The sequence below is a fragment of the Tsukamurella ocularis genome (assembly GCF_965138335.1).
Lineage (GTDB): Bacteria > Actinomycetota > Actinomycetes > Mycobacteriales > Mycobacteriaceae > Tsukamurella > Tsukamurella ocularis_A.
This window is the reverse complement of sequence record NZ_CBCSDV010000013.1, coordinates 114,792-131,537: the sequence shown is the minus strand read 5'-3', so window position 1 is coordinate 131,537 and position 16,746 is coordinate 114,792. Positions and strand designations below refer to the sequence as shown.

Here is a 16,746-nt window from a genome sequence, read left to right as displayed (position 1 = left end):
AGTCGTAGGGCAGCGCCTTCAGGGCGCCGTAGAACAGGCGCGAACTCAGCGTCGGGTCCATGCGTTCGTGGGCGCTCGAGCCCCACCACGGCGCGCGCTGCTGGAGCGGGCCGACGCTGTTGGCGTCNGANCCGACGGCGTCGTGGGGNTCCCGCAGCGAATCGGGATCCGCGGGGTTGGCGTAGACGGTGAGGTTCGATTCGACGAGTCCGGTCGCGATGCAGATGACGATCCCGCGCTCGGAGACGCCGGAGCGACGTCCCTCCGCGATGAACGCGGCCGCGACCGAGTCGCGGGTGTACGCGCTCATGCCGGCACCGCCGACATCTTCCAGCTGCACACGCGGGCCAGCAGATCGATGCCCGAGACGGGCCGGTTGGCGCTGTCGCGCCACATGGGCAGGCCGTACGCGGTCGTGTGCTGACCGCTCGCGAAGCCCGCGAGGTCGGCCGGCCAGGACCACCAGCCCGGGTCGAACCAGTGCGCGATGTTCGCGAGATCGGCGACCACGTCCTCGATGCCGTCGTCCACCAGCTGCGCGATCAGGGCGTGCGGCTCGGTGAGGGTGAAGGCCATCACCGGCCCGGCGAAGGCGTGGAGCGGCGAGACGGCGGGGCACGAGGTCATCACATCGCCGGGGCTCGCGATCTCGAAGAGCGGCACCGGCGACCGCTGGTCGTTCGGCACCGTCCCGGTGCCGCCCGTCGCGTAGATGCCGAGGCGGTCCGCCGCGATCGGGAGGCCGTAGGAGACGCCGGCCCGCCGGCTGGGATCGGCGATGGTGCCGACCATCCGGCAGCCGGCGGTGTCGGGGCTGGTCTTGAGCCACCGGATCACGCCGACCGCGCCGAGCGAGTAGCCCAGGACGATGTAGCGGTCCCCGGGATGGAGCGCGGCGATGCGGGTGCGGAGCCAGTTCACCACCTGGGTCGCGCTGTTGTCGCCCGACGGTGCCAGTGGGTCGCGCGCGGCGTTGTCCAGACTGATGGACGCGCTGTAGGCGACCTGTTCCACCGTGACACCGTGCAGCCGCCGGGTGACGTTGTCCAGCATGTTCCCCGACAGGGGTTCGCCGGTGCCCCGGGCACAGAAGACGAAATCGGACATTCGATCGCTCCTTCGAAGCGGAGATCGCCGGGGCGGGGAGGGATTCCACGGGGGAGGCGCGGCGATCTGAGGGAAAGTCTCCGCAGCGCAGCGTTCACGCGCACGAGTAGCGCGCTACCCGATTCCGCGGGGTCTCCGCCCCCGGCGGTGTGGGAGTGGGGGCAGCGGATCGCAAAGATCGGATTTCCGACCATTAGTACCCGAATAAACTTGTCGGGCAGGAAAATCCACCGGATTCCAGCGGCGCCGTCGGACCGAGACGGTACTAGAATAGCTGTTCATGCGGCAGCAGGTGCGGATCGTCGAACGGGGGCGCGAGTACGACGACGTCCGTGCCGCGCTCGACATGGCATCCACGGGCTGCGGTGTGATCGTGACCGGCGACGCCGGCGTCGGCAAGACGACGCTCGCGCGCTCGGTCGCAGCGGATTCCAGCCTCCATGTGCAATGGGTCGCCGGGACCGAGTCCGCACGGGGGATCCCGCTCGGAGTCTTCGCCCACCTCGTCGGTCCGGCGACCTCCACGGACCCGGTGACCTACCTGGCTGCGGCGCGGGAATCCCTCCTGGCGGACGGGCATCTGGTCGTCGGGGTGGACGATGCGCACCTGCTGGACGAGCTGTCCGCCACCCTGTTGCACCAGCTGGCCATCGATCGCGCGGTCCACCTCATCGCCACGGTGCGCAGCGGCGAGGCGGTACCCGACGCCATCACGAACCTCTGGAAGGACGGGCACGTCGTCCGGATCGCGCTGGAGCCCTTCACGTTGGAGCAGAGCGTCGAACTGGTCGAGGCGGCCGTCGGGGGGCGACTCGAGGGCCTCTCCGCGCGCCTCATGTGGGAGGCCTCGGGCGGCAACGCCCTTTACCTCAAGCATCTCGTGCAAGGGGCGCTGGAATCCGGTGCGCTGCGTGAGGTCGGCGGCGTGTGGCAGATGCGCGGGCGGGCCGCCGTCACGTCGGAGCTGGCCTCGCTGCTCGACGGGCGCGTCGACCACCTCGACGACGCCGTCCTGCACGTTCTCAAGCTGTTGACGCTGTGCGAGCCGATCGACCTCGATGTGCTGGCCGATCTCGGCGGCGACGACGCGGTGGAGAAGGCGGAGGCGGAGGGGCTCATCCGGATCGCCCGGGAGGGCCGCGCGCTCTCGGTCCGCTACGCGCACCCCCTCTTCGGCGAGGTGATCCGCGGCCGGCTGGGGTTCGCGTCCTCCCGGCGGCTGCGTGGTCATCTCGTCGAGGCGCTGGGGCGGCGGGAGGTGTCGTCGGCGTCCGACCGGATCCGGCTCGCGGGGCTCGCCCTCGACAGCGACGCCGACCTCGACCCGATCCTCCTGTGCGATGCCGCGCGCGATGCCCTGATGCTCGCGAACGTGCCGATGGGTGAGCGTTTCGCGCGCGCCGCACTGGACGGTGGGGCCGGCCTGCAGGCCGCCTGCCTCCTGGCGCGCGCGCTCATGTGGCAGGGCGAGGCGGCCGAATCCGATCGCGTGCTGCGCGGCTTCGACCCCGACGATCTGGACGAGGTCCAACTGGTGCTCTGGGGCGCGCAGCGGATCGGGAACCTGTTCTGGGCCGTCGGCGACGTGGCCGCGGCGAACGAGGTGCTCGCGCTGCTCACCGAGCGCGTCGTGACCCCCGTCCTCGCGCTCATCGTGCAGGGGATCGGGGCGGCGTGCGCCGCGTTCACCGACGATCTGCCGCGGGCACTGGAGCTCTCCGACGGGGTGATCGGATCGCCCGCGGCCACGCCCTGGGCGGTCGAATGGGCCGTCTTCGCGGGCGGATTCGCCCGCGCGCTCAGCGGTCGTGGCGACGAGGTGGCGGCGCTCGCGGCCCGCGGCCGGGAGGCCGAACCGCATACCGACGGCGTGCTGCGGTTCCCGGCCGGCTACGGGGAGATCCTCGGGTTGACGCTCACCGGCGCCTTCGACCGCGCGCGAACCGCCGCGCAGCGCTACGTCGAATTCCGCTCCGCGGGACAGTTCCTCGCGTGGGCCCTCTCCGGCATCCACGTCAGCGCCGTCGATCTCGTGGAAGGCCGTTTCGCGCGCGTCGTCCAGCAGGCCGAGCAGACCCTCGCGACGGTGCGCGACCGGCCCGACGTGTCGTGGGTCTTCCCTGCGCGCTTCCAGCTGGCGCAGGCGTACGCGGCGCTGGGGGACGCCGCGTCCGCGGCGGCCGCGATGCAGGACGCCCGGCGTCACTTCGGAGACAACGTCGCGGTCTTCGGCCATCAGTTCACGCTCGCGCAGGCCTGGCAGGAAGCGGCGGCCGGCATCACCTCGGTGGCCATCGCCACTGCGCGGGCAGCGGCGGACGCGGCCGCCGTGAGCGGGCAGCGCGCCATCGAAGCGGAGGCCCTGCACACCGCCGCGCGGCTCGGCGACGCCGATCCCGTGCTCGCCGACCGCCTGAACGCGCTCGCCGAGCGCCTGGACGGCGTGCTCGCCCCCGTGTACGCCCGGCACGCGCGCGCCGTGACCGAGCGGGACGGCGCAGGGCTCGACACGTGCGCGGCGGAGTTCGAGCGGATCGGCGCGCTGCCCTCCGCGGCGGACGCGGCCGCTGCGGCGGCGAGCGTGCATGCGCAGGCCGACCGGCGGGGCGCGATGCACGCGTCCGCGGCCACGGCGGACCGTCTGGCCGCGGCCTGCGGGGGCCTGCGGACGCCCGCGCTCGCGGAGTCCGCTCATCCGCTCCCGCTCACCACCCGGGAACGGGAGATCGCGAACCTCATCGCCGCCGGGCTCACGAACAAGGAGATCGCCGACCGGCTGTTCCTCTCGGTCCGGACGGTCGAGGGGCACATCTACCGCGCGTGCGCGAAGGTGGACGCGACCGATCGCGCGGGCCTCGCGTCCGCCCTCGTCCGGGGGCGCCGCGATGCGGCCCGAATCGAGTAGTCCGCTACTCGTGACCGGTGTCCGACCGCTTCGTACGGTCGGACCATGAGCGACATCCGGAAGCCGAAGACCCTCGTGATCTGCTGCGACGGCACGTGGCAGAAGCCCGACAACCAGCACGTCTCGAACGTGGAGAAGATCGCTCGAGGGGTGGCCCCCGTCGGGCACGACGGCGAGGCCCAGATCGTCTACTACCAGCGGGGCGTGGGCTCCGCCGGCAGCGGGATCGAGCGCGTTCTCGCCGGCGCCCTCGGGATCGGGCTCGACACCAACATCCTCGACTGTTACCTCTTCCTCGCGCTGAACTACGAGAGCGGGGATCGGATCTCGGTGTTCGGCTTCAGCCGCGGCGCGTACACCGCTCGGAGCCTCATCGGGATGATCGCCCACGTCGGGCTGCTGACCCGCGACGGCGTCGCGCAGGACAAGCTGCCGGAGGCGATGGCGGTGTACCGGGCGCGCCCGGCCGGCACGACGGAGGATCCGAAGCACACGGCGGCACTCGCGAGGCTGCGGCCGTACTGCCACGACGCGGGCACCGTCACGATCGACACTCTGGGCGTCTTCGACACGGTCGGTGCACTCGGCCTCCCCGGCATCGCCCGCGCGAAGTACCGCTTCCACGACGTCGAGCTCAGCCACACGGTGTGTCGGGCCCGCCAGGCGCTGGCGCTCGGCGAGCGCCGCCGGCTGTTCGCGCCCTGCCTGTGGGGCGGCGCGCACCGGGACATCCGTCAGGTGTGGTTCGACGGCGTCCACCTCGACGTGGGCGGCGGCTACCAGAACTCGTACTACTCGGACCGGTCCCTGCTCTGGATGGTCGGTGAGGCGGCGCAGCGGGGGCGCCTGCGGGAGTCGGTGCGGCCCGATGTCGACGTCCGGCCGGACGACTACGACGACTACCCGGGTCTGCGCTTCGACTGGTCCAGGATCGGTCCGGGACTGTGCTCCACGGGTCCCGTCGAGAGCGATTCGCTGGGGTTCGGGTACCGGATCGTCAACGTCGTCGCGAAGATCCGAGACCTGTGGCACCGGCCCCGGCCGGGTGTCGTGCCGGTCTTCGTGGACGGGTGGCGCACGATGGCGCCGACCGCGCCCAGCGCGGAGGACGCGCTCGGCCGCGCCTACGACGTCCACATCGAGCGGGCCGCCGCGCAGCGCGGGATCAACCCGAACGAGGCGCCCTGGGTGGCCGAGGTGCGGGCCGTCCTCGGCCGGAAGGCGAACGGGTCCACCGGCCCCGTGGATGCGCGTGCCCTGGACAACCTGTACACCGACGTCCCGGACTTCGCGACGCTGAGCGCGCCGCGCGACGCCGGGCAGAGCCGCGCGACGCCGGCAAGCAGTGTCAGAGCTGGCTGATCACGTCGAAATCGCAGCCCTCCGCCTGCGCGAGGTACATGCGCTGATGCGCGTGGCCGTCGCGCAGCGCCATGTTGCCGCGGGCCCCCTCGTAGTGCACGCCGCCCACCCCGGCCATGATGTCGCGGACGTCCGTGCTGCGCACCGTCGACAACAGCGACTCGAGCAGGAGCATGCCCTCGAAACAGGATTCGCCCATGGACGTGGGCGTGCAGGCGTCGGGGCCGAACCGGCCGAAGTAGCGGGCACCGAACTCCATCGACTCGGACGTCACCACGGAATCGAAATAGCCCGCCGAGGCGAACAGGTCGCGCGTGGCGTCGGGGCCGGAGGCCATGAGCATGTGCTCGTCCATGAGCGGCGAGTACCGCACGAAGGCCTCGTCGAGGCCCGCCGCGGCGAAGGCCCGGTTGAACTCGACCGCGTCCTGCCCGAGCAGCAGCATCAACACGCCGTCGGCGTCGGACCGGGCGATGTCGGCGATCACGGACGAGAAGTCCTCGGTGCCGACCGGGACGAAGCGGGCCCCCACGAGATCGTCGCCGAGGCGTCGCGCGAACCGCACGCAGGCCTTCGCGCTGTCGCGGGCCCAGAGGTAATCGCTGCCCACGATCCACCACCGGCGCAGGCCGCGTTCCCGGCGGAGCCACTCGAGGGCGGGAAGGATCTGCTCCTCGGGGGTCTCGCCTGTGAGGAAGACGCCGGCCGTCGATTCGCCGCCCTCGTAGAGCGCCGTGTAGACGTAGGGCACCCGCAGGTCCAGCCGCGCGGAGAGCGCCCGCCGCACGTCGGAGGTGTGCCAGCCGACGATGGCGTCGATCTCGCCGGCCGCCAGGAGGGATTCGACTTCGCGGGTCACGTTCGCGACGCCGGTCGCGGAGTCGATGGGGCGCACGGACAACTCCCGCCCGAGGATCCCGCCCCGGGTGTTGATGTCATCGGCCGCCAGTGTCGTGCAACTGAGGCACGACGGGCCGAACAGCCCCGCGGGGCCACGTCGGGGATACAACAGCCCAACGGTGTACTCGCTCATCGACGTCCGCTCGTCCGAAGTCCTGCAGTACGGACCGGTGTACCACCGAGCCTACGCGGAGCGGGCCCGCATCGGCGCCGGAACGCGATACAGTGGTCGCGGATTGCGATGACACAGTCGAAGATCGGGGCGGTTATGGACGCGAGCGCGGACATGCGGGAGGCGCCGGGGCGCACCGCTTTCGCGGCCGTGTGCGAGGCCGACGATCTCGTCATGAACGTCCTCATCCCGGCCCTCGCGGAGCACGATCTCACCGTCGAACACTTCCGCGCCCTGCGGCACCTGGCCGCGGTCGAGGGCGCCACCGTCGGCGAGCTCGCGGCCCGGACCGGCACCACGCCGTCGTCGACCACCCGCCTGGTGGACCGCCTCGTCGAGCGCAACCTCGCCTACCGCCGGCCCGCTCCGGGCGATCGGCGCAGCGTCCTCCTGACGCTCTCCGACACCGGCCGCGAGGTGTGGGAGTCGCTCGTCCTGCGGCTCTCGTAACCCCTCCCACCTGCGTTTTCTTCGATTCGGCTGCGCGCTCGGAACCGCCCGCCGATACTACCGATCAGAGATAGTGCCGAATCGGTAATAAATCGGGAGTCGCGATGACCACACTCGGATTGCTCTTCGTCGGAGCCGTTCTGTTCGTCAACGGGGCCTGGTTCCTCGGGGCGATCTCCGCCCGCGAGGCGGGCGTCTTCAATCTCTTCGTCGGGGCGATGCAGGTCGTCCTCCCGACGCTGGCCGTGGTCGCCGCCGACGGAGACCTCAACGGGGTCTTCGGGGCCGGGTCGAGCTACCTGTTCGGCTTCACCTACCTGTTCGTCGGCGTCAACAACCTCATGGGCAACGACGGCCGCGGCCTCGGCTGGTACTCGATCTTCGTGGCCGCCATGGCGATCGTCTTCGGCGCCTTCTCCCTCTCCGCCGATCCGGTGTTCGGCGTCATCTGGTTCGTGTGGGCCGTGATGTGGCTGATGTTCTTCCTCATCCTCGCCTGCGGGCGGACGTCGCTGATGCCGTTCACCGGCTGGCTCATCCTCGTCGGCTCGCACCTGACCTGCACGATCCCCGCGCTGCTGATGTGGCGCGGGAACTGGCCCACCAGCCCGTCCGCGGCGCTGTGGGCCGCCGCCATCGCCGTCGTGCTCCTGGTGCTCAGCGGCGTGGCCGCACGGGCGCTGCCGATGCTGCCGATGGCAGCGCCCCGGCCCGCGGCTGAATCCGTTCCCGAAACCGCGTAACCCCTCTCCTCCAACGAGATCAACGAAAGGTTCCACCATGCGTCACGGAGACATCTCCTCGAGCCCGGACACGGTCGGCGTCGCCGTCGTCAACTACAAGATGCCGCGCCTGCACGACCGCGCGGGCGTCATCGAGAACTGTCACAAGATCGCCGAGATGATCGTCGGCATGAAGGCCGGCCTGCCGGGCATGGACCTCGTCGTCTTCCCCGAGTACTCCACGCAGGGCATCATGTACGACCCCGACGAGATGTACGCCACGGCCGCCGCGATCCCCGGCGAGGAGACGAAGATCTTCTCCGACGCCTGCCGCAAGGCCGGCACCTGGGGCGTCTTCTCGATCACCGGCGAGCAGCACGAGGACCACCCGAACAAGCCGCCGTACAACACGCTGATCCTCATCAACGATCAGGGCGAGATCGTCCAGAAGTACCGCAAGATCATCCCGTGGGCCCCGATCGAGGGGTGGTACCCCGGCAGCTCCACCTACGTGGTGGACGGCCCCAAGGGGCTCAAGGTCTCGCTCATCGTGTGCGACGACGGCAACTACCCCGAGATCTGGCGCGACTGCGCGATGAAGGGCGCGGAGCTCGTGGTGCGCTGCCAGGGGTACATGTACCCGTCGAAGGATCAGCAGGTGCTCATGGCGAAGGCGATGGCGTGGGCCAACAACGTCTACGTCGCCGTCGCGAACGCCGCCGGCTTCGACGGCGTCTACTCGTACTTCGGCCATTCGGCGATCATCGGATTCGACGGCCGCACCCTCGGCGAGACGGGCGAGGAGGAGTACGGCATCCAGTACGCGCAGCTCTCCGTCTCGACGATCCGCGACGCCCGCAAGCACGACCAGTCGCAGAACCACCTGTTCAAGATCCTCCACCGCGGCTACACCGGCATCCATGCGGCGGGCGAGGGGGACAAGGGCGTCGCCGAGTGCCCCTTCGACTTCTACAAGCTGTGGGTCACCGACGCCGAGGCCGCGCGGGAACAGGTCGAATCGTTCACCCGAGACACCATCGGTGTCGCCGAATGCCCCGTCGGCACCATCCCCACCGAGAAGACCCGCGAGGCGTAGACCGTGCCCTTCATCACCGATCGCCTGGCCGCCGAGGACGTCGACCTCGGCGGCCGGGAGGCCACCCGTCCCACCGACGCCGAGTTCGCGAAGGCCGCGGTCGGGCGGGTCGACGCGGCGCGGATCCTGGCGCAGCTGCGCGCCAACGTCTTCGGGCAGGACCACGCGATCGAATCGATCTTCAAGACCCTCTCGGTGGTGCAGGCGGGCCTCACCGACAAGACCCGCCCGCTCGCGAGCCACCTGCTGGTCGGCCCCACCGGCACGGGCAAGACGGAGATCGTCCGCCAGCTCGCCTCGGCGTTGCGGACCGGGCCGGACGACTTCTGCCAGGTGGACATGTCGGCCATGGCGCAGGAGCACTACGCGGCCTCCTTCGCCGGTGCGCCGCCCGGTTACTCGGGATCGAAGGAGGGGCTCAGCGTCTTCGACCGCGACCGCATCGAGGGCACCGTCTCCATGCCGGGGATCGTGCTCTTCGACGAGGTGGAGAAGGCGCACACCACAGTGCTTCGGGCGCTGCTGCACGTCCTCGACCGCGGGCAGCTGACGCTGGCGAACGGCCAGCAGCGCTACGACTTCCGTAACTGTCTGGTGTTCATGACGTCCAACCTCGGCAGCCGTGAGTTGCGGGCCGAGCAGGAGCGTCCGTGGCACCGCGCCGGGCGCTCCGTCTCGCGGCTGCTACCGGCGCCGGCGGGGGAGCGGGTGGATCGGGTCCTGGAGGGCCGCCTCGACCGGATCTCCGAGCAGTCGATCGCGCGGTTCTTCGATCCCGAGTTCCTCAACCGCATCGACGAGGTGACGCTCTTCGAGGAGCTGTCCGAGGACACCGCGGTCGCGGTGGCCCGGCACGAGCTGGAGCTGTTCTCCGACCGCGCCCGCAAGCGCGGCGTGGACCTGACGATCGACGACACGGTGGCCGCCCACCTCGTGCGGACCGGCTTCGATCCCGTGTACGGGGCGCGCTCGGTGCGTCGTGCGATCCGGCACGAGGTGTGGCCCATGGTGGCCGAGGCGGTGATCGCGCACCGCGCGGCGCGCATGGCCGACACCGCGAGCAGGGTCTCCGCGGTCCTGGTAGTCGACGGTGCCGCCGTCCACTGCCGGGTGGACGGGGCGGGCTAGTCCGGTTCCGCTGCTCAGATCCGCCGCTGGAGCGCTTCCGCGGCCTGCAGCAGATCGGCCGCCCAGCGGGCGCCGGGCCGGCGGCCCATGCGGTCGATGGGGCCCGACACGGAGATCGCCGCGATGACCTCGCCCCGTGGGTTGCGGACCGGCGCCGAGACGCTGGCGACGCCCGACTCGCGTTCGCCGGCACTCTGCGCCCAGCCGCGCTTGCGCACCTCGGCGAGCGCTCGGTCGGTGAAGAAGGAGTCCGTCCGGGGGTCCGCCCACGCCGCGAGCACCTTCGCGCCCGAGCCGGCCGTCATCGGCAGCCTTGAACCCACCGGGACGGTGTCCCGCAGCCCCGACGGCGGCTCGGCGGCGGCGACGCACACGCGGTGGTCGCCCTCGCGGCGGTAGAGCTGAACCGATTCCCCGGTGATCTCGCGGAGCCGGGGGAGCACCATCGCCGCCGTTTCGACGAGTGCGTCCGCCGTACTGGCCGCGAGCTCGCGCAACGCGGACCCGGGCCGCCACAGCCCGTCGCCGTCCCTGGTGAGCAGTCCGTGCAGCTCGAGTCCCACGGCCAGACGGTGCGCCGTCGCCCGCGGCAGCCCGGTCCGACCGCACAGGTCGGCCAGGGTCGCCGGCTCCTCGGCGGCCGCCCGGAGCACGGCGACGGACTTGTCGAGCACGCCGATGCCGCTCACCGGGGTGAGGCTTTCGGGGGCGTCCGACAGTGCGGTATCCTTTCCCATAGTTCGATACTAGGCTCTCGCATGGTGGGATTCAACGCGCAGCCCGCGTCCACCTGCTGGGCGAAGATCATGGAGCAGGTGGAAATCATGCAGCCGCGCACAATGGCCGAGAAGGTCTGGGATCAGCACGTCGTCGTCAAGGGGGAGGGCGAGGGCGCCTCGCGCGAGCCCGACCTCATCTACATCGACCTGCACCTCGTGCACGAGGTGACCAGTCCGCAGGCGTTCGACGGCCTGCGCCTGGCGGGCCGCCCGGTGCGGCGCCCCGACCTCACCATCGCGACCGAGGACCACAACGTGCCCACCGACACGCTGGTCCAACCCATCGCCGACGAGGTCTCCCGCACGCAGGTGGAGACGCTGCGCCGCAACTGCGCCGAGTTCGGCGTCCGGCTGCATTCCATGGGCGACGGCGAGCAGGGCATCGTCCACGTCATGGGGCCGCAGCTCGGCCTCACCCAGCCGGGGATGACCGTGGTCTGCGGCGACAGCCACACGTCCACGCACGGCGCCTTCGGCGCGATCGCCATGGGCATCGGCACCTCGGAGGTCGAGCACGTGCTGGCCACCCAGACGCTGCCCCTCAAGCCCTTCAAGACCATGGCCATCAACGTGACCGGTGAGCTGCAGCCCGGCGTCACCTCCAAGGATCTGATCCTGGCGATCATCGCCAAGATCGGCACCGGCGGCGGCCAGGGGTACGTCCTCGAGTACCGCGGCAGCGCCATCGAGAAGCTCTCGATGGAGGCCCGGATGACCATCTGCAACATGTCGATCGAGGCCGGTGCCCGGGCCGGCCTGATCGCTCCCGATCAGATCACCTACGACTACATCGAGGGCCGCGAGCATGCGCCGAAGGGTGCGGACTGGGACGCGGCGATCGAGGCCTGGGACGCCCTCCGCACCGATGAGGGGGCGAGTTTCGACGCCGAGGTCGACATCGACGGGAGCGCGCTCACGCCGTTCGTCACCTGGGGCACCAACCCCGGCCAGGGTGCGCCGCTGAGCGCCTCCGTGCCCGATCCGGAGTCCTTCGGCTCGGACGGTGAGAAGGAGACCGCGGCGAAGGCTCTGCAGTACATGGGCCTCGAGGCCGGTACCCCGCTGCGCGACATCGCCGTCGACGCCGTGTTCGTCGGTTCGTGCACCAACGGCCGGATCGAGGACCTGCGCGCGGTCGCCGAGATCCTCCGCGGTCGCAAGGTCGCCGACGGCGTCCGCATGCTCGTCGTTCCCGGTTCGATGCGCGTACGCGCCCAGGCGGAAGAGGAGGGGCTGGGGCAGGTCTTCCTCGACGCCGGGGCGGAGTGGCGGCAGGCCGGATGCTCGATGTGCCTGGGCATGAACCCCGATCAGCTCGCCGCGGGGGAGCGCTCCGCATCCACGTCGAACCGCAACTTCGAGGGGCGGCAGGGCAAGGGCAGCCGCACGCACCTCGTCTCGCCGGCGGTCGCCGCCGCGACGGCCGTACGCGGCACCCTCTCCGCCCCGGCCGATCTGGCCCCCGTCGCCGGCGTCTGACGCCACCGCCGCAGCTCAAGGAGAACGAACATGGAAGCCATCGTCACCCACACCGGTATCGGCGTGCCGCTGCGCCGCACCAACGTCGACACCGACCAGATCATCCCCGCCGTCTACCTCAAGCGCGTGACCCGCACCGGGTTCGAGGACGGCCTCTTCTCGGCGTGGCGCGCCGACCCGGACTTCATCCTCAACACTCCGCCGTACGACCGCGGCTCGGTGCTCGTCGCGGGGCCGGACTTCGGTACCGGCAGCTCCCGGGAGCACGCCGTGTGGGCGCTCATGGACTACGGCTTCCGGGTGGTGATCTCGTCGCGGTTCGCGGACATCTTCCGCGGCAATTCGGGCAAGGCGGGCCTCGTGGCCGCGCTCGTCGAGCAGGAGAACGTCGAGCTGCTGTGGAAGGCGCTCGAGAACGACCCCGGGCTGGAGATCACCGTCGACCTCGAGGACCGGACCGTGACCGCCGGGGACTTGGTAGTCCCCTTCACGATCGACGACCCGGTCCGACACCGCCTCATGGCCGGTCTGGACGACATCGGCATCACCCTGCAGCAGGACGCGGCCATCGCCGAATTCGAAAGCCGTAGGCCCGCATACAAACCCGCCACTCTTTAGCGGCGAAACCTGTCAGTGGCGGCACCGGATCGAACCGGTGCCGCCACTTGTCATTCCGACACACCTTCGATCAAATCTGGCGTGGCTCTTGGTTTGAATGCAATTCTGCGTTTACGGTGTCCCTAGTTGGCTCAGCGGTGAGCCTCCGACAACAGAGGAAGATCGTCCATGAACAAGGCAGAACTGATCGAGGCGCTCACCGAGAAGCTGGGCACCGACCGCCGGACCGCCGGCGCCGCCGTCGAGGCGATCGTGGACACGATCGTCCGTGCCGTCCACGCCGGTGAGTCCGTCACCATCACGGGCTTCGGCGTCTTCGAGCAGCGCAAGCGCGCCGCTCGCGTCGCCCGCAACCCCCGCACCGGCGAGACCGTGAAGGTCAAGCCCACCTCCGTGCCCGCGTTCCGTCCCGGCGCGCAGTTCAAGTCCGTGATCTCCGGCTCGGCGAAGCTGCCGGCCTCGGGTCCCGCCGTCCGGCGCAGCTCGGCGACCGCGGCCGCGCCCGCCAAGAAGGCGGCGGCGAAGAAGGCGCCGGCGAAGGCAGCCAAGGCGACTGCCACGAAGGCGGCCGCGAAGAAGGCCCCCGCGAAGGCGACCAAGGCCGCCCCCGCCAAGAAGGCCGCGACCAAGGCGCCCGCCAAGAAGGCCGCGACCAAGGCGCCCGCGAAGAAGGCCGCGACCAAGGCCCCCGCCAAGAAGGCTCCGGCGAAGGCCACGCCGGCCAAGAAGGCCGCGACCAAGGCTCCCGCGAAGAAGGCCGCGACCAAGGCCCCCGCCAAGAAGGCTCCGGCGAAGGCCACGCCGGCCAAGAAGGCCGCGACCAAGGCCCCCGCGAAGAAGGCCCCGGCCAAGAAGGCTCCCGCCAAGAAGGCCGCGAAGAAGTAGAACGACGCCGTCGGGCCCGCTGCCCCTGGACGCCTCAGTGCTCCAGGGGCAGCGGGCTGTCGATGTGGTCCATGGTCAGCAGGCGCCCGCCCTCGGTGGTGAGCACCCACACGCTGGCCTTGCGGTTCCGGGCCGCCGGGAGGCGCACGTCGTCGGCTCCGGCCCACCAGGCGGTGAGATCCGGGATCACGCCGCCCTGACTGCACACCACGGGCACCGTGCCCGATTCCTCGCCCGTCCGCGCGATCTCGCGGATCCGCCGGTGGGCGGCCGCCGGATCCCGCGCGTAGGCGGTCTCCGACATCGTCGGCTCCTCCTCCAGGGGCAGGCCCGTCTCGGCCGCCAGGGGCTCCAGCGTCTGGGTGCACCGCACCGGCGGCGCCGAGAGCAGGCGACCCGGCCCGAAGGCCCCCAGGAGGTCCACCAGGGCCTCCGCCTGGGCCCGCCCGTTGCGGTCCAGCGGGCGCGCCAGGTCGTCGCCCTGGTAGCCCTGCTTCCGGCCGGCCTTGGCGTGCCGGACGATCAGCATCGTGGCGGTGGACCGCGGCTGCTTGCCGAAGGCCCGCAGGATCCGCCGGTCGATCGGGTAGCTCAGGAGTGCCGTCGCCGCCGTGAGCGGCAGCCAGCGCAGCTCGTCGGTCTCCTCGTTCGGCACGAAGACGCCGGAATCCGCGAGGGCCGACCAGTATCCGACCCGCTTGCGGACGGTGCCGCCGCCCGGGCCGTGACGCTTGCGCCGCGGCACGTCGTAGGACACCTGGCCCACGGCGCGGACGAACCGGGCCCCGAAGCCCGTCTCCTCCACCACCTCGCGCAGCCCCGCGACGACGGGGTTCTCGTCGGCTTCGACGTGCCCCTTCGGCAGGGACCAGTCGTCGTAGCGCGGCCGGTGCACCACAGCCACTTCCGGGCCGTCCGGCGAGGGGCGCCACAGGACGCCCCCGGAGGCGCGGACGACCGCGCCCTCGCCTCCGCCGCTCACCGCTGGCTCGCGCGATGCGCGCGCATGAGTTCCCGCTGGTGGTCCCGGACCGTCTCGCCCGGGACGGGGGAGGCGTTCCAGTTGCCGTCACCGTCGAGCACCCAGCAACGGGTTGCCGGATCGAGCGCGGAGTCGAACATCTCGCCCAGTTGCCGGGCGAGCCGGGGATCCTTCACCTGCGCCATCACTTCGACGCGGCGGTCGAGGTTGCGGTGCATCATGTCGGCGCTGCCGATCCAGAACTCGTCCGCGCCGCGGAAGTGCAGGATCCGCGAGTGCTCCAGGAACTGCCCGAGGATCGAACGCACCGTGATGTTGTCGCTCACCCCGGGGACGCCGGGCCGCAACGCGCAGATACCGCGGACCACGACCTCCACGGGCACGCCCGCCTGGCTCGCCCGGTACAGCGCGTCGATGATCTGCTCGTCCACAACGGCGTTCGCCTTGAGCTGCACGCCCGCCGGCTTGCCGGCGCGGTGCAGCTCGATCTCCCGGTCGATCCGCTCGACGATGCCCGCCCGGATGCCGTGCGGTGCGACCATCAGGTTGCGGTACTCCTCCTTGCGGGAGTAGCCCGTGAGCCGGTTGAACAGGTCCGTCAGGTCTGCGCCGAGATCGGGGTCGGCCGTGAACAGGCCGACGTCCTCGTACAGCCGCGCGGTCTTCGGGTTGTAGTTGCCCGTGCCGATGTGGCAGTAGCGGCGGATCGTCGAGCCCTCGCGCCGAACCACCAGGCAGGTCTTGCAATGCGTCTTCAGGCCCACCAGGCCGTACACCACGTGCACGCCCGCCTGCTCGAGCTTGCGGGCCCACTTGATGTTCGCCTGCTCGTCGAACCGGGCCTTGATCTCGACCAGCGCCACGACCTGCTTGCCGGCCTCGGCCGCATCGATCAGCGCATCGACGATCGGCGAATCGCCCGAGGTGCGGTAGAGGGTCTGCTTGATCGCCAGCACATGGGGATCCGCGGCGGCCTGCTCGATGAACCGCTGCACGCTGGTCGAGAAGGAGTCGTACGGATGGTGCACCAGTACGTCGCCCTCGCGGAGCGTGGAGAAGACGCTCTTCGGGGTCTCCCGCTCACCGAACGCCGGGTGCGTCACGGGGACGAAGGGCTTCTCCTTCAGGTCCGGGCGGTCCACCCCGTACAGCTCGAACATGCAGTTCAGGTCCAGCAGGCCCGGCACCGTGATGACATCGGCCGGATCGACGTCCATCTCGCGCAACAGGAGCTCGAGCATGTGCTCGGACATGTCCTCCGCCACCTCCAGGCGCACGGGGGAGCCGAAGCGGCGGCGGGCGAGCTCCCGTTCGAGGGCCTGCAGCAGGTCCTCGTCCCGATCCTCCTCGACCTCGAAGTCCGCGTTGCGCGTGATCCGGAAGACGTGGTGCTCCGACACCGTCATCCCCGGGAAGAGGACGTCGAGGTGGGCGGAGATGAGGTCCTCGAGCGGGAGCACCGCGTGATCCATCCGATCGCTGCGGACCGTGACCATGCGGGCGACGTTGTCCGGCACCTTCACGCGGGCGAAATGCTCGCCGCCCGTGGACGTGTCGACGACCGCCACCGCGAGGTTGAGCGACAGGCCCGAGATGTACGGGAACGGGTGCGCCGGGTCGACGGCGAGCGGCGTGAGCACCGGGAAGACCTGCGTGTGGAAGTACGCCGTGAGGTCCTCCCGCTCGGCCGCGGACAGGTCGGTCCAGCTGACCACCGAGATCCCCTGTGCCGCCAGCTCGGGACGCACGGCGTCGCTGAACACGAGGGCGTGCTTGTGCGAGAGTTCCTGGGTCCGCTGGGAGATCAGGCGCAGCTGTTCGCGGGGCGAGAGCCCATCGGCTGAGCGGACCGACAGGCCCATCTGGTCGCGCCGCTTGAGGCCCGCCACCCGGACCATGAAGAACTCGTCGAGGTTGGACGCGAAGATCGCCAGGAACTTGGCCCGCTCCAGCAGCGGAAGCGAGGCGTCCTCCGCCATCGCCAGCACGCGGGCGTTGAAGTCGAGCCAACTCAGCTCCCGGTTGAGGTAGCGGTCCTCGGGCAGATCGCTGGTCACCTCGGCGGGCGCCGCGGGCGGCGCGGTCGGGATCGCCGTCGGCCGTCCCGAGGGCGGGAGGGCCGGCTCGGCCACCGCGGTGCTCGGGGCGGACGTCGGTTCGG

General features: G+C 70.8%; 14 protein-coding genes. 9 read left to right on the top strand and 5 right to left on the bottom strand.

Features of this window, described 5'->3' with window-relative positions; translation table 11 throughout:
* Positions 1 to 306 precede the first annotated feature (306 nt).
* On the bottom strand, positions 307 to 1,107 hold the full coding sequence (locus tag ACNAYW_RS13705) for a hypothetical protein (RefSeq protein WP_415850236.1): 801 nt from the start codon (positions 1,105 to 1,107) through the stop codon (positions 307 to 309).
* 280 nt (positions 1,108 to 1,387) lie between these two features.
* On the opposite strand from ACNAYW_RS13705, the gene ACNAYW_RS13700 reads away from it, so the two are divergent.
* Positions 1,388 to 4,012 (top strand): helix-turn-helix transcriptional regulator, encoded by a 2,625-nt coding sequence (locus ACNAYW_RS13700; RefSeq protein WP_415850235.1) that lies wholly within the window; start codon positions 1,388 to 1,390, stop codon positions 4,010 to 4,012.
* A gap of 45 nt (positions 4,013 to 4,057) precedes the next feature.
* The gene (locus tag ACNAYW_RS13695; RefSeq protein WP_415850234.1) at positions 4,058 to 5,374 is read left to right on the top strand and encodes a DUF2235 domain-containing protein; all 1,317 of its coding nucleotides are present in this window, start codon (positions 4,058 to 4,060) and stop codon (positions 5,372 to 5,374) included.
* On the opposite strand, the gene ACNAYW_RS13690 is transcribed toward ACNAYW_RS13695, so the two are convergent.
* A complete protein-coding gene (locus ACNAYW_RS13690; protein ID WP_415850233.1) occupies positions 5,361 to 6,407 on the bottom strand; it encodes a substrate-binding domain-containing protein in 1,047 nt (348 codons plus the stop codon). The two genes, ACNAYW_RS13695 and ACNAYW_RS13690, sit on opposite strands and share 14 nt — an antisense overlap.
* A gap of 108 nt (positions 6,408 to 6,515) precedes the next feature.
* Here ACNAYW_RS13690 and ACNAYW_RS13685 point away from each other — a divergent pair, with 108 nt between their 5' ends.
* The 4 genes from ACNAYW_RS13685 (at position 6,516) to ACNAYW_RS13670 (ending at position 9,842) form a co-directional block, all read left to right on the top strand.
* Positions 6,516 to 6,896 carry a MarR family transcriptional regulator gene (locus tag ACNAYW_RS13685; RefSeq protein WP_415850232.1) on the top strand — a complete coding sequence of 127 codons (381 nt, stop codon included), beginning with the start codon at positions 6,516 to 6,518 and terminating at the stop codon, positions 6,894 to 6,896.
* 104 nt (positions 6,897 to 7,000) lie between these two features.
* Complete coding sequence (locus ACNAYW_RS13680; RefSeq protein WP_415850231.1) at positions 7,001 to 7,639, top strand: AmiS/UreI family transporter; 639 nt, start codon at positions 7,001 to 7,003, stop codon at positions 7,637 to 7,639.
* Positions 7,640 to 7,676: 37 nt separating this feature from the next.
* On the top strand, positions 7,677 to 8,714 hold the full coding sequence (locus ACNAYW_RS13675; RefSeq protein ID WP_415850230.1) for an aliphatic amidase: 1,038 nt from the start codon (positions 7,677 to 7,679) through the stop codon (positions 8,712 to 8,714).
* Between the two features lie 3 nt (positions 8,715 to 8,717).
* The gene (locus ACNAYW_RS13670; protein ID WP_415850229.1) at positions 8,718 to 9,842 is read left to right on the top strand and encodes an AAA family ATPase; all 1,125 of its coding nucleotides are present in this window, start codon (positions 8,718 to 8,720) and stop codon (positions 9,840 to 9,842) included.
* A gap of 14 nt (positions 9,843 to 9,856) precedes the next feature.
* Here ACNAYW_RS13670 and ACNAYW_RS13665 read toward each other — a convergent pair whose 3' ends face one another.
* A complete protein-coding gene (locus ACNAYW_RS13665) occupies positions 9,857 to 10,579 on the bottom strand; it encodes an IclR family transcriptional regulator (protein ID WP_415850228.1) in 723 nt (240 codons plus the stop codon).
* Between the two features lie 87 nt (positions 10,580 to 10,666).
* On the opposite strand from ACNAYW_RS13665, the gene leuC reads away from it, so the two are divergent.
* The 3 genes from leuC (at position 10,667) to ACNAYW_RS13650 (ending at position 13,603) form a co-directional block, all read left to right on the top strand.
* Entirely contained in the window at positions 10,667 to 12,100 is a 1,434-nt protein-coding gene (gene leuC, locus ACNAYW_RS13660) for a 3-isopropylmalate dehydratase large subunit (protein ID WP_415850245.1), read from the top strand.
* A 30-nt stretch (positions 12,101 to 12,130) separates the two neighbouring features.
* A complete protein-coding gene (gene leuD / locus ACNAYW_RS13655; protein ID WP_415850227.1) occupies positions 12,131 to 12,718 on the top strand; it encodes a 3-isopropylmalate dehydratase small subunit in 588 nt (195 codons plus the stop codon).
* 168 nt (positions 12,719 to 12,886) lie between these two features.
* Complete coding sequence (locus ACNAYW_RS13650; RefSeq protein WP_415850226.1) at positions 12,887 to 13,603, top strand: HU family DNA-binding protein; 717 nt, start codon at positions 12,887 to 12,889, stop codon at positions 13,601 to 13,603.
* A gap of 34 nt (positions 13,604 to 13,637) precedes the next feature.
* On the opposite strand, the gene ACNAYW_RS13645 is transcribed toward ACNAYW_RS13650, so the two are convergent.
* Together ACNAYW_RS13645 and ACNAYW_RS13640 are read right to left on the bottom strand one after the other, a co-directional pair.
* Positions 13,638 to 14,585, bottom strand: coding sequence for an NUDIX hydrolase (locus ACNAYW_RS13645; RefSeq protein ID WP_415850225.1), 948 nt, complete (start codon positions 14,583 to 14,585; stop codon positions 13,638 to 13,640).
* Complete coding sequence (locus ACNAYW_RS13640; protein WP_415850244.1) at positions 14,582 to 16,717, bottom strand: RNA degradosome polyphosphate kinase; 2,136 nt, start codon at positions 16,715 to 16,717, stop codon at positions 14,582 to 14,584. The genes ACNAYW_RS13645 and ACNAYW_RS13640 overlap by 4 nt, the downstream gene beginning before the upstream one ends.
* Positions 16,718 to 16,746: the final 29 nt, after the last annotated feature.

What these genes read in the sequence shown, in the direction of transcription:
- ACNAYW_RS13690 (WP_415850233.1), bottom strand. Translation starts at nt 6,407, where the DNA reads ATGAGCGAGTACACCGTTGGGCTGTTGTATCCCCGACGTGGCCCCGCG.
- ACNAYW_RS13650 (WP_415850226.1), top strand. Translation starts at nt 12,887, where the DNA reads ATGAACAAGGCAGAACTGATCGAGGCGCTCACCGAGAAGCTGGGCACC.
- ACNAYW_RS13680 (WP_415850231.1), top strand. Translation starts at nt 7,001, where the DNA reads ATGACCACACTCGGATTGCTCTTCGTCGGAGCCGTTCTGTTCGTCAAC.
- ACNAYW_RS13685 (WP_415850232.1), top strand. Translation starts at nt 6,516, where the DNA reads ATGACACAGTCGAAGATCGGGGCGGTTATGGACGCGAGCGCGGACATG.
- ACNAYW_RS13665 (WP_415850228.1), bottom strand. Translation starts at nt 10,579, where the DNA reads ATGGGAAAGGATACCGCACTGTCGGACGCCCCCGAAAGCCTCACCCCG.
- leuD (WP_415850227.1), top strand. Translation starts at nt 12,131, where the DNA reads ATGGAAGCCATCGTCACCCACACCGGTATCGGCGTGCCGCTGCGCCGC.
- ACNAYW_RS13675 (WP_415850230.1), top strand. Translation starts at nt 7,677, where the DNA reads ATGCGTCACGGAGACATCTCCTCGAGCCCGGACACGGTCGGCGTCGCC.
- ACNAYW_RS13705 (WP_415850236.1), bottom strand. Translation starts at nt 1,107, where the DNA reads ATGTCCGATTTCGTCTTCTGTGCCCGGGGCACCGGCGAACCCCTGTCG.
- ACNAYW_RS13695 (WP_415850234.1), top strand. Translation starts at nt 4,058, where the DNA reads ATGAGCGACATCCGGAAGCCGAAGACCCTCGTGATCTGCTGCGACGGC.
- ACNAYW_RS13700 (WP_415850235.1), top strand. Translation starts at nt 1,388, where the DNA reads ATGCGGCAGCAGGTGCGGATCGTCGAACGGGGGCGCGAGTACGACGAC.
- leuC (WP_415850245.1), top strand. Translation starts at nt 10,667, where the DNA reads ATGCAGCCGCGCACAATGGCCGAGAAGGTCTGGGATCAGCACGTCGTC.